Annotated in this window: 9 protein-coding genes; 7 read left to right on the top strand and 2 right to left on the bottom strand. The window is 68.8% G+C overall.

The window, feature by feature from the left end; translation table 11 throughout:
* On the bottom strand, nt 1-1,071 hold a 1,071-nt coding region (locus QN357_RS14220), incomplete at its 3' end, for a LacI family DNA-binding transcriptional regulator (RefSeq protein ID WP_323505076.1).
* 245 nt (nt 1,072-1,316) lie between these two features.
* On the opposite strand from QN357_RS14220, the gene QN357_RS14215 reads away from it, so the two are divergent.
* Nucleotides 1,317-2,519, top strand: coding sequence for a class I SAM-dependent methyltransferase (locus tag QN357_RS14215; protein ID WP_322189095.1), 1,203 nt, complete (start codon nt 1,317-1,319; stop codon nt 2,517-2,519).
* Nucleotides 2,520-2,598: 79 nt separating this feature from the next.
* On the opposite strand, the gene QN357_RS14210 is transcribed toward QN357_RS14215, so the two are convergent.
* Nucleotides 2,599-4,665 carry a glucose PTS transporter subunit IIA gene (locus QN357_RS14210; RefSeq protein WP_134560397.1) on the bottom strand — a complete coding sequence of 689 codons (2,067 nt, stop codon included), beginning with the start codon at nt 4,663-4,665 and terminating at the stop codon, nt 2,599-2,601.
* 393 nt (nt 4,666-5,058) lie between these two features.
* On the opposite strand from QN357_RS14210, the gene QN357_RS14205 reads away from it, so the two are divergent.
* From QN357_RS14205 to QN357_RS14180, 6 genes are all read left to right on the top strand, one after another.
* Nucleotides 5,059-6,468 (top strand): DUF6421 family protein, encoded by a 1,410-nt coding sequence (locus QN357_RS14205; protein ID WP_322189091.1) that lies wholly within the window; start codon nt 5,059-5,061, stop codon nt 6,466-6,468.
* 15 nt (nt 6,469-6,483) lie between these two features.
* On the top strand, nt 6,484-7,173 hold the full coding sequence (locus tag QN357_RS14200; protein WP_322189089.1) for an SDR family NAD(P)-dependent oxidoreductase: 690 nt from the start codon (nt 6,484-6,486) through the stop codon (nt 7,171-7,173).
* 124 nt (nt 7,174-7,297) lie between these two features.
* A complete protein-coding gene (locus QN357_RS14195; RefSeq protein WP_322189087.1) occupies nt 7,298-8,182 on the top strand; it encodes an ABC transporter ATP-binding protein in 885 nt (294 codons plus the stop codon).
* Complete coding sequence (locus tag QN357_RS14190) at nt 8,179-9,303, top strand: ABC transporter permease (protein ID WP_134560405.1); 1,125 nt, start codon at nt 8,179-8,181, stop codon at nt 9,301-9,303. Before QN357_RS14195 ends, QN357_RS14190 begins: the two co-directional genes overlap by 4 nt.
* Nucleotides 9,304-9,375: 72 nt before the next feature.
* Nucleotides 9,376-10,500 carry a low specificity L-threonine aldolase gene (locus QN357_RS14185; protein ID WP_322189084.1) on the top strand — a complete coding sequence of 375 codons (1,125 nt, stop codon included), beginning with the start codon at nt 9,376-9,378 and terminating at the stop codon, nt 10,498-10,500.
* Nucleotides 10,497-12,164 carry a long-chain-fatty-acid--CoA ligase gene (locus tag QN357_RS14180; protein ID WP_323505073.1) on the top strand — a complete coding sequence of 556 codons (1,668 nt, stop codon included), beginning with the start codon at nt 10,497-10,499 and terminating at the stop codon, nt 12,162-12,164. Before QN357_RS14185 ends, QN357_RS14180 begins: the two co-directional genes overlap by 4 nt.
* Nucleotides 12,165-12,171 lie beyond the last annotated feature (7 nt).

Genomic DNA, 12,171 nt, shown 5'->3' with positions numbered 1-12,171 from the left:
GTTATGACTGGCTGTGGGTGCTGGGGGCGCCGCGGGCGGCGTGGGCGGGCGGGGCGGTGTTCCCGGTGTTCCGGCCGGTGCCGACGACGCCCGGACGATCAGTTCGCTCGGCAGCACGACCGAGGCAGGGGTGCCGCCGTCGATGACCTGCAGCAGCAGGTCCACCGCGGTGCGGCCCATGTCGGCGACGCTGTGCGAGATGACGCTCAGTGCGGGGTTGAGCAGCGCGAACCACTCGACGTCGTCGAAGGCGACCATGGCGAGGTCGACGCCGAGAAGCACCCCGCGGTCGTGCAGGCTGGCGATGGCGCCGACGGCCATCAGGCTGTCGGCAACGATCAGGGCGGTCGGCGGCTCGCGGAGGCCCAGCAGGGCGTGCACGCCGGCCGAGCCGCTGGCCGCCTGGTAGTCGCCGAAGTAGACGAGTGAGGGGTCGGCGCTCAGCCCGTTCTCGGTGACGCACCGGGTGAAGGCGGCGAACCGGTCTCGCCCGGTCGAGCTGGCCTGCGGCCCCGAGATATAACCGATCCGGGTGTGGCCGGCCGCAGCGAGGTGTTCAACGGCCTGGCGGATGCCGGTGGTTCCATCCGTCGTCACGCTCGGCAGGTCCATGCCCGCGATCGTGCGGTCGACGAAGACGGTGGGGATCTCACGGGCGATGAGGGAGCGGATGCTGTCGCTCCCCTCCCCGACGGGGGCGAGGATGATGCCGTCGACCCTCCGCGAGATCAGGGTGTCGAGGTACCGGTCCTGCTGGTCGGCGCGTTCGTTGGCGTTGCCGAGCAGGGTCACGTAGCCATGCAGGTTGGCCGCCTGTTCGACGGTGTGGGCGAGGTCGGCGAAGAAGGGGTTCCGCACGTCGGAAACCAGGAGGCCCAGGGCGTTCGTCCTGGCTCCGCGCAGCGCGCGGGCCTGGGCGTTCGGCCGGAAGTCGAGTTCCGCCGCGGCCGAGGCGACGCGGGCCCTCGAGGTCGGCGAGGTGGCCGGGTTGCCGGAGAGCACCCGGGAGGCTGTGGCGACGGAGACGCCGGCGAGCGCTGCGACCTCGCGGATCGTGATCGCGTTCATCATGCTCACCTCATTGTGTGATTGGGCCCTGCGTCGTGGAAACGATTCCATGGAATCGTTTCCATACTAGGTGGCTCCCCTCCCGGCTGTCAACACCCCTGCCGCACAACCCCGTTCGCCAGCCCCGTTCCCTTCCGAACGCTGCGATACTCAGGGGAGACCGCCGGCACTCGTCCGGGGGGACGAGTCCCACGCGCACGAGCGTCGGAGGCCCAGCCACCACGTGTCGTGTCACAGGAGCGGACCCCATGTCCCGCACGCCGCTGAAGCCCACCGATCTCACGCATCCGTCGCCCCCGCTCACCGGCTGGCACTCAGAGAACCACTGGCCGGCACCCGAGACCGTCGTGGTCGCCGACGACCGGATGACCGCGGACGCGGCATACCGCCTCGCCAAGTCGGGCACCGGGATGCTGTGGGCCGGCGATTTCCAGAACGCCCGGCAGCTGCTCGGCGCACTCGCCCGCCGCATCGACCACATCGACACCGCGCGCCGCCGCACGCATCCGCCGCGCCGCGGCCCGGCGGCCCTCTTCGAACGGACCAGGGCCGACGCCCACGAGCGCGCCCGGCTGCTCGGCCTCGTGCTCATTCCGCTCGACGCCGACTACACGATCGCCCTGCGGCGCGCGCCCGATGCCCGAGCCGCCTGCCTCGAGACCTACGGCCCGGCCGGCCGTGCCGCGACGGTCACGTCACTGCGCGAGCTGCTCGGCGTGATGGGCGCCCACGAGTGGCGGGTGAGGGGCGTCGTCGTCCCGGCGCTCGGCGGCAGCATCCACACGCACTACGGCGTCTTCTCGCCCGTTCGCGGAGAATACCTCGACCTCGTGCTCGCCGCGCCGCTCCCCGCGACGGCCTCGACCGGGAGCACGAGCGCGGCAACGGATGCCTCCCGCACCGCCTTCGACATCGGCACCGGCACCGGCGTGATCGCCGCGATCCTCGCCGGCCGTGGCTTCGATCGCGTGATCGGCACGGACACGTCCCCGCGCGCGCTGGCCTGTGCGCGCGAGAACGTTGCGAGGCTCGGCCTCACGACGTCGGTCACGATCGAGGACACCGACCTGTTCCCGTCCGGACTCGCCGACCTGATCGTCTGCAACCCGCCGTGGATCCCCGGAGCCGCCGTCACCGCAACCGACCACGCCGTCTACGATCCGGACGGGCAGATGCTGCAGGGCTTCCTCTCCGGCCTCTCCGGGCATCTCGCACCCGGAGGCGAGGGCTGGCTCGTGCTCTCCGACATCGCCGAGCACCTCGGGCTGCGTTCCAGGGACGCCCTGCTCGACCAGTTCGACGACGCCGGTCTCGAGGTCGTCGCACGCCTCGACACGAAGCCCGTGCACCGGAAGGCCGCCGACGCCGACGACCCGCTGCACGCGGCGAGGGCCGCAGAGGTGACCTCGCTCTGGCGACTGCGCGCGGCATCCGCCCCTGAGCGCTCCTGACAAAAAACACAAGGCGGGCAGAGAATCCTCTGCCCGCCTTGTGCGGTGAAACGTGATGCGTATTACCGGGTGACGACCGTTACTTAGCGGCGACCGTCAGGAGCGGGCTTCCGACCTGGACGTGGCCGGAGGCAGCCTGCTCGACGGGCCCGAACTTCCGGGCGTTCGTCACGAGCACCGGGGTGACGAGCGAGTAGCCCGCGTCCTCGATGATCGTGCGGTCGAAGACCACCAGCGGGGTGCCGGCTTCGACGCGGTCGCCGGCGGCGACCTTGACGTCGAAGCCCTTGCCGGCCAGGTTCACGGTGTCGATACCCACGTGGATGAGCAGTTCGACGCCGCTGTCGAGCAGCAGCCCGAAGGCGTGACCGGTCGGCTGGGCGACGAGGACCTTGCCGGCAGCGGGGGCGTAGACGGTGTCCTCTGTCGGGTCGATCCCGACGCCGGGGCCGACGATTCCCTTGCTGAACACGGGGTCAGGGACCTCGGCGAGCGGAACGACGATACCGGCGACCGGCGAACCGATCGTGGCGAGCAGGGTGGCGACGGCGGTGGCCGTTCCGGTGCTGGTCGCAGTGGCGACGCCTGCGCCTGCAGTACCGGCGGCAACCGGTGCTGCGACGGATGCGACGTGTGCGGACTTCTTGCTCGCTTCGGCTTCGTCGGCCGCAACCTGGGCGGCAACTTCCGCCTTCTGTTCCGGCGTCTGGTAGCCGGAGAGGATCACGAGGATCATCGCGGTGAAGAAGGCTGCAGCGATGGCGATCGTGTACAGCGGGATGTTGTCGAACGCGGGGATGGTCAGCAGCGAGGTGAAGACGAATGCGCTGGTCTTGACGCCGCCGCCGAGTCCGATGATGACGCCACCGACGAGGCAACCGATGAGCATGCGCGGGTAGATGCGCTTGAACCGCAGGTGGATTCCGTAGAGAGAGGGTTCGGAAATACCGCCGAGGAGACCGGCAGCGAGAGCGCCCGTCGCGGTCTGCTTCATCAAGCGGTCCTTCTCGCGAATGGCGAGGAAGAGCACACCGGCAGTGGCGCCGAAGCACGCGAAGTTCCAGGCGCCCATCGGGCCCTGGATGAAGTCAAACCCGAGGGACTGGATGTTGAGCAGCATGATCGCGTTCAGCGGCCAGTGCAGGCCGAGCGGAACCATGAACGGGTAGGCCAGCGGGATGACGACCGCGAAGATGAACGGCGAGAAATCGTTGATCGACTTGAGGAAGTTACCGAGTCCGGCTCCGCCGTACACACCGATCGGGCCGATCAGGAAGGCGGTCAGCGGGATCATGATGAGCATGCTGATGAACGGCACGAAGATCAGCTGGACGCTGGACGGAATGATCTTCTTCAGTAGCACGGTCAGGGCGGCGAGCACTCCGGCCATCAGCAGCGGCGGGAACACCTGCGAGCTGTAGTCGAACACCGTCAGCGGCAGTCCGAAGATCTGCACGACGGATGCGTGGCCGCCGAAGACGGACTCCGCACCATCGGTCTTCCCCAGGGCGGTGAAGCCCGGGAGCATGACGACGGCCATGATGCCGAAGCCGACCCACGGGTCGGCGCCCATCCGCTTGGAGGCGTTGTATGCAACCATCAGCGGCAGGAAGACGAAGACGCCCTGCCACATCAGGTTCACGAACTGCCACGACGGATCAAGGGTGACGCCGGGCGCGTTCCAGGCCGGAATGACACCGAGGGTCGCCATCAAGGCCATGAAGGTGATGAACAGCGACGCGCCCAGCAGCGCACCGAGGATGGGACGGAACGAGTCGGACAGGACCTCGAAGAACGTGTCGAGGGCGGCGAACTTTCCGCGCGGTCCCTTTGCCTTCCCCGCAGCCTTCATATCGGCGACGGAGTCGCCCTCGCTGGATCCGCCGGAGCTGATCCGCTTCATTTCGGGGAGGGCCATAATTTCGTTGTACACGGTCTCAACCGCACCACCGATGACGACCTGGTAGCGGTCGCCCGTCTGGGGGACGGCGCCGAGGACGGCGGGAATCGCCTCGACGGCCGACTGGTCGATACCGGATGCATCCTTGAGCTGGAAGCGGAGCCGGGTGGCGCAATGGGTGAGACCCACGACGTTTCCGGCACCTCCGATACTTTGAATAATCTCTGCAGCAGGTTTCGACGCCACCTTGGACTCCTTTGGGTGTGGATTAAGAACGTGTGTCTCCGGTGGCACGACTCAGGGCGACCGTGTGGGCCGGCTGAGAAAGTCGTGTGGGTTTTCACACATCATTAGCAACGTACACGATCTTTGTGCACATCTCAGCACCGGTTTTGACCGACGCTTCGAGCGCAGGGAATATGAATCGTTTCAGGATGGACCGAGGGAGATCGGGAGCGCCCGTGGGCGGTACCGGGCTGCACTGCGCGGCTTATTCACGCGCGAAACCGGCCGAACACGGCGATTCACTGCGGCAGCCCGCATGAAAACGCCGTCTGTCCCCGGATACGCTGGGGGCTCGCGCAGAGAAGCGCGTACACACCGCCGCGACCGCGGCATTCACGAGGACGGGAGGTTCCCATGTCGAATTACAGTGCAGAAGCATTGGTCGGTGAGCCCGAGGTTCTCGAGGACACGCCGGACCTCGGCAGCGCAGTCGGCACAGACGTCGCCACCACCCCGGCGTGGCTGCGACTGAAGGCCGCTGCCACGGCGATGCAGGCCATCCAGGCCAAGGACGGTTCGGTCCCCGAGCCCGCCGACCGGGCGGATGCCGCCGGCCACGTCGCCGTGATTCGCTCGGCCATCGAGGAACTCGCCCCGTACTTCGCGCACGACGCCGGCTACCTCGCGGCGCTCGGCCGCGACTTCGCCCGCTGGGCGGCCGAAGACTTCGGCATGCCCGACTTCTTCGACTCCCTGATGCAGTTCCAGCCGCAGCTGCACCGGACCGATGGCATCCGTCACCTCGTCGTCTTCCCGATGTACACCCAGAACGGCAGCACGAACCGTCTGGTCGAGGCGGTCCTGGTCGAGGTGATCTGGCCGGAGTTCGTCGCCGAACTCGAGCAGGAGTATACGAACAAGCTGTTCGTGCCGATCCGGTTCCTCGATTTCACACCCGGTTACGACACCAATTCGGCCGTGCTCTTCCCCGAGACGGTCGCGATGCGCGAGATCCCGACCTTCACCTGGGGTGCGATCTTCGCCGACCGGGAGGCCGCGCGCTTCCGCAGGGTCGTCGGTGCGGCATCCGCCATCACCCGCCTCGAGCTGCCCACCGAGGCCGCGGCGCTTCTCGACGACCAGCACCTCGCCGAGGAAACCTTCGTGATGTGGGACCTCATCCACGACCGCACCCACATGCGCGGAGACCTCCCGTTCGACCCGTTCATGATCAAGCAGCGGATGCCGTTCTTCCTCTACTCCCTCGAGGAACTGCGCTGCGACCTCACCGCCTTCCGCGAGTCGGTCACGATCGCGCGCGACGACAACGCGAGCCCGGAGGCCCGCAGGCATGCGAGCCTCGTGCAGTACGCGGTGATCTTCGACCGGATCTTCCGCTTCGCGATCAGCGGCAGCCGGGTGCGCAACTACGACGGCCTCGGCGGCCAGTTGTTGTTCGCGTGGATGCACCAGCACCACGTGCTGCACTGGACGGACACTGCGCTCAGCCTCGACTGGGACGCCGTCCCCGACGTCGTGATCGCACTCGGCGCCCGGATCGACGAACTCTACTGGGCCTCGATCGACCGGCCGAAGAAGGCGCACTGGCTCGCCGCGTACGCGATGATCGCCGAGACGCTCACGCCGAACCCGGCCTCGGCCTGGGCGCGCGGGCTCCCGCTCGACGTGCTCGCCGGACCTCCGAAGGGGTACACCGACCTCGTGCTCGACGACGAATTCCCGCTCTCGATGTTCTTCGAGGCGCTCGACAAGAAGATGAAGGCCGTCATCGAGTCGACGGCCGGCATCACCGGGCGCGACTAGGCGGGGCGGCCGACGATGACCGAAGCAGCGGATGCCGCCCGCAGGTTCGTCGCCGGCCGCACCGTGCTCGTCGCCGGTGCGACGAGTGCCGCCGGGCTGGCCGTTTCCGCGGCGCTCGCGGCTGCGGGCGCCCGCGTGATCGTCGTCGGGTCGAACCGGCAACGCCTCGACGCGCTCGTCGGGAGCGTGCCCGGCTCGTTCCCCTATGCCTGCGATCTCGCCGACTTCGCCGCCGTCACCGACCTCGCCGAACGCGTCCATGCAGACCACGGCATGATCGACGGGCTCATTCACCTCGTCGGCGGCTGGCGCGGCGGCGGCGGCCTCGCCGGCCAGTCGGACGAGGACTGGGCATTCCTGCACCGGAATATCGTGACCACGCTCCGCAACACGAGCCGCGCCTTCAACGCCGACCTGCTCGCGTCGCCGACCGGTCGCCTCGGCATCGTCTCGTCGGTCTCAGTGGAAGCGCCGGCCCCCGGCGGTGCGAACTACGCCGCGGCGAAGTCGGCGGCGGAAACGTGGACCCGCGCCGTCGGCCACGGCTTCGCGAAGGCGGCCCCACCGAGCGGCCAGACCGCCGCGACCGCGGTCTTCGTGGTCCGCGCCCTTGACGGCCTCGAACCCGAGCTCGCCGAACGGGTCGTCTCCCTCTGGGACGTGCCGGCGGCATCCGTCAACAACACGCGCATCCCCCTCGGCTGACCGCGCCACCCGACAGGTGTTGCCGCTGCGGACGACTGCGGCCGGTGTCACGGCCACTATTGTCCGAACCGGCGACAGGTAGCGGAGAGGCGCGCTAGCGTGGGCAAGCATACGGAGGAGGGGCATGCTCTCGATCGAGCACGTCAGTAAGCGGTTCGGCACCCGGCAGGTGCTGACCGACGTGAGCTTCGACATCGCCGACGGCCGACTGACCGGCTTCGTCGGCGCGAACGGCGCAGGCAAGACGACCGCGATGCGGATCATCCTCGGCGTGCTGTCGTCCGACTCCGGCGACGTCCGGCAGGGCGGGGTTCCGCTGACCGCGGATGACCGCCGCCGCTTCGGTTACATGCCCGAGGAACGCGGGCTGTACCCCAAGATGAAGATCGGCGAGCAGCTCGTCTATCTGGCCCGCCTGCACGGGCTACCCCCGGCATCCGCCCGGCGCAACGCCGCAGAGCTGCTCGAGCGCCTGGGCCTCGGCGAGCGCAGCGGCGACCTTGTCGAATCGCTCTCCCTCGGCAACCAGCAGCGTGCGCAGATCGCGGCGGCCCTCGTGCACGACCCCGAGTTCCTCGTCCTCGACGAACCGTTCTCCGGACTCGACCCGCTCGCGGTCGAGGTCGTGATGGGCGTGCTCGGCAGTTATGCCGCTCGCGGTGTCCCCGTGCTGTTCTCCTCGCACCAGCTCGACATCGTCGAACGCCTCTGCGACGACCTCGTCATCATCGCCGGCGGCGAGATCCGCGCGAACGGCCCCCGCGAGGAACTTCGCGAGCGGCACAGCAGCCCGCGCTTCGAGATCCGCACGGGTGACGACGCCGGCTGGGTCCGCACGGTGCCCGGCGTCGACGTCCTCGAGGTGAGCGGCGGTTTCGCTGTCTTCGAGGCCCAGACGGATGCCGCGAGCCAGGCCGTCCTCCGCCTCGCCCTCGAGCGCGGCCCGGTCCTCGCTTTCAGCCAGCAGCGCCCGAGCCTGGCCACCATCTTCAAGGAGGTCGTGCAGTGAGCACTCCATCGGGAACGGCCGACCGGTATCCGGCGCCGACGCTTCGGCAGAGCGTCTGGCTCGTGGCGACCCGGGAGATCGTGGCCCGGCTCCGCAGCAAGGCCTTCCTGATCTCCACGGGCATCCTTCTGCTCGTCTCGATCGGGTCCGTCGTGGCCGGCGGCATCGCGGGCCAGAACCAGACCCTGCCCAAGGTCGCGGTGGTCGGGTCCGCCGCCGCGCAGGTCGTGCGCCAGGCCGGCACGCTGGCCGCCGTCGAGGCCGACGATGTCGCCGCCGCCGAGGCCCTCGTGCGGGCGGGCACGGTGACCGCCGCGATCGTGCCGGCGGAATCGCAGGCCGGCTACCCGCTGCCCCTGCGGGTGATCGCCCTCTCCGCGACCCCGCTCGAGGTCGTCGGCGTCCTCAGCCTCCGCCCGGAGGTGACCCTTCTGGAACCATCGAAACAGGGCGAGGGCCTCGTCTACCTCGTCGCGATCGGTTTCGGGCTCGTCTTCTTCATGTCGGCGATCACCTTCGGCTCCACGATCGCGCAGAGCGTCGTCGAGGAGAAGCAGACCCGCGTCGTCGAGATCCTGATGACGACCATCCCGGTGCGGGCGCTCCTCGCCGGCAAGGTCGTCGGCAACAGCATCATGGCCTTCGGGCAGATCGTCGCGATCGGCCTGCTCGTCTCTATCGGCATGGCGGTGACCGGCCAGCACGTCCTGCTCGGCGACATCGGCCCGTCGCTCGTCTGGTTCGCGGTGTTCTTCGCGTTCGGGTTCGTGATGCTCGCCTCGCTGTTCGCGGCGACGGCGTCGATGGTGTCCCGGCAGGAGGACGTCGGCTCGGCGACCTCGCCGGTGCTCGTCCTCGTGATGATTCCCTATTTCCTGGTGATCCTGTTCAACGACAACCCCACCGTGCTCGCGATCATGTCCTATATTCCGTTCTCGGCACCCGTCGGAATGCCCATGCGGATCTTCCTCGGCACCGCCGCCTGGTGGGAGCCGCTGCTCTCGCTCGCGATCCTGCTCGCCTCCACCGCCCTCGTGATCCTGATCGGCTCCCGCATCTACGCGAATTCTCTCCTCCGGATGGGGGCACGGGTCACCTTCCGCGAGGCGCTCCGGGGCTGAGCGGATGCGCGGGCGCCGGTCCGCGAGCACATCTCACAGTGGCGGCGGAGCCGGATGCGCAAGGATGGAGGGGTGACTCAACTCCATGACCTTTCCTCGCGCGGTTTCGCCTCGGACAACTACTCCGGGGTGCACCCGGAGATCCTCGAGGCGATCGGCAGGGCCAACGGCGCCCACCAGATCTCCTATGGCGAAGACGTGTACACCGAGCGCCTCCAGGAGGTGTTCGCGCGGCACTTCGGCGAGGGCACAGAGGCCTTCCCCGTCTTCAACGGAACCGGCGCGAACGTGGTCGGCCTGCAGTCGATGCTGCCGCGCTGGGGCGCCGTCATCTGCGCCTCGACCGCGCACATCAACTCGGATGAGGGCGGCGCCCCCGAGAAGGTCGCCGGCATCAAGCTCCTCACCATCGACACCCCCGACGGCAAGCTCACCCCCGCGCTGATCGACCAGCAGGCCTGGGGCTGGGGCGACGAGCACCGCGCCCAGCCGCTCGTCGTCTCGATCACCCAGACCACCGAGCTCGGCACCGCGTACAGCATCGAGGAGGTGCGGGCCATCGCCGACCACGCGCACGCGAACGGCATGACCCTGCACATGGACGGCGCCCGCCTCTCCAATGCGGCCGCGGCGCTCGGCGTCCCGTTCCGCGCGTTCACGCGCGACGCCGGCGTCGACGTGCTGAGCTTCGGCGGCACCAAGAACGGGATGATGTACGGCGAGTGCATCGTCGTGCTCAACCCCGAGGCATCCGCCGGCCTGGTCTACCTGCGCAAGCTCAACATGCAGCTCGCCTCGAAGATGCGGTTCATCTCGGCACAGCTGATCGCGCTGCTCGACGGCGACCTCTGGCTCCGGAACGCCGGCCACGCGAACGCCATGGCCACGAAACTGCGAACCGCCCTCGACGACGGCATCGCGGACGGCTCGATCACAGGCGTCTCCTTCAGCCAGCCCACCCAGTCCAATGCCGTGTTCGCGGTGCTGCCGCCCGGCGTCGCCGACAGCCTGCGGGAGGCGTTCCGTTTCTACGACTGGAACCCGGCGACCGGCGAGGTGCGCTGGATGTGCGGCTTCGACACCGAGGAGGCCGACATCGACGCCTTCGTCGCCGCCCTCAAGGTCGAACTCGGGTCGGCTCGCGCGCTCGCGAGCGACCGGGACACCATGCAAACCCCCGAACCGGCCGAACGATGAACGCCTTCGCCAACAAGCCCTGGCTCGGCTCGTACGCCCCCGGGGTGCCGAACACCATCCCGGCCCCCTCCGACACCCTCGTCGGCATGATCGAGGCCTCCTGCCGGCTCTACGCCGACGCGATCGCGCTCGACTTCTTCGGCGGCACCACGAGCTACACCCAGCTCGGGGAGCAGATCTCGCGCGTTGCGAACGGGCTGATGCGCCTCGGCGTGAAGCCCGGCGACCGGGTCGCTCTCGTGCTGCCCAACTGCCCCCAGCACGTGGTCGCGTTCTACGCCGTGCTGCGCCTCGGCGCGATCGTCGTCGAGCACAACCCGCTCTACACCGAGCGCGAGCTGCGGCACCAGTTCGAAGACCACGGCGCCCGGGTCGCGATCGTCTGGGACAAGGTCTACGCGACCGTGCGCGACTTCCCGGCCGACCTGGGACTCCGCACCGTCGTCGCCGTCGACCTCACGGATGCGATGCCGCTGGTCAAGCGCCTCGCCCTGCGGTTGCCGATCAAGCAGGCCCGGTCCTCGCGAGACGCACTCACCGTCTCCGAGCTGCCGAAGGACGCCATCGAGTGGTCCTCCCTCGTGCGCGCCCGCAAGCTCCGCCACAACCACCCGCGACCGGCCCTCGGCGACACCGCGGTTCTGCAGTACACCAGCGGCACGACCGGCACCCCGAAGGGCGCGATCCTCACCCACTCGAACCTGCGGGCCAACGCGCTCCAGGGCGAGGCGTGGGTGCCCGGTCTCACCCCCGGCCAGGAGGTCTTCTACGCCGTCCTGCCGATGTTCCACGCCTACGGCCTCACCCTCTGCCTCACCTTCGCGATGGCGACAGGGGCCCGGCTCGTACTGTTCCCGAAGTTCGATGAGAACCTGCTGCTGGACGCCGCGAAGCACACTCCGCCGACCTTCCTTCCCGCGGTCCCGCCGATCTACGACCGGCTGGTCACCGCTGCCGAGAAACGGAACGTGAGCCTGCGGAGCATCCGCTTCTCGATCTCTGGCGCGATGAGCCTGCCCGTCTCGATCGTCGAACGCTGGGAGTCCGCCACCGGCGGGCTCCTCGTCGAGGGGTACGGCATGACCGAGGCCTCGCCGATCGCCGTCGGAAACCCGATCGGCCCGAGCCGCCGTCCAGGTACCGTTGGAGTGCCGTTCCCGAGCACAGAGATCCGCGTCGTCGACCCGAAGGACCCGTCGATCGACCGCGGTGTCGAGGAAGAGGGCGAGTTGCTCGTCCGCGGCCCGCAGGTCTTCTCCGGTTACTGGGACCAGCCGAGCGAGACCGCCAAGGTGCTCCTCGACGGCGGCTGGCTCCGCACCGGCGACATCGTGCGCGTCTCCGCCGACGGCTTCGTCACCATCGTCGACCGCATCAAGGAACTCATCATCACGGGCGGGTTCAACGTGTCGCCGTCCGAGGTCGAAGCCGCTCTGCTCTCACACCCCGACGTCGCCGACGCCGCCGTCGTGGGCATCGCGAGCAAGAACGGCGGCGAGGACGTCGTCGCCGCGATCGTGCTCACCGACGGCGCCGCGCTCGACGTCGACGCCCTGCGTGAGTACTGCCGCACCCGGCTCTCGGCGTACAAGGTGCCGCGTCGTTATTCCATGCACACGCATACTGCGCGGCCGTGTGTCGCTTTGTGTCGCGAAAGCGGGTGAATCGTCG

Origin of the sequence: Cryobacterium sp. RTC2.1, assembly GCF_035018685.1 — a bacterium.
Classification (GTDB): domain Bacteria; phylum Actinomycetota; class Actinomycetes; order Actinomycetales; family Microbacteriaceae; genus Cryobacterium; species Cryobacterium glucosi.
This window is presented reverse-complemented; position numbering and strand designations above follow the sequence as displayed.

Coding starts and splice junctions, on each gene's coding strand:
- QN357_RS14215 (WP_322189095.1), top strand. CDS start 1,317: ATGTCCCGCACGCCGCTGAAGCCCACCGATCTCACGCATCCGTCGCCC.
- QN357_RS14205 (WP_322189091.1), top strand. CDS start 5,059: ATGTCGAATTACAGTGCAGAAGCATTGGTCGGTGAGCCCGAGGTTCTC.
- QN357_RS14200 (WP_322189089.1), top strand. CDS start 6,484: ATGACCGAAGCAGCGGATGCCGCCCGCAGGTTCGTCGCCGGCCGCACC.
- QN357_RS14195 (WP_322189087.1), top strand. CDS start 7,298: ATGCTCTCGATCGAGCACGTCAGTAAGCGGTTCGGCACCCGGCAGGTG.
- QN357_RS14180 (WP_323505073.1), top strand. CDS start 10,497: ATGAACGCCTTCGCCAACAAGCCCTGGCTCGGCTCGTACGCCCCCGGG.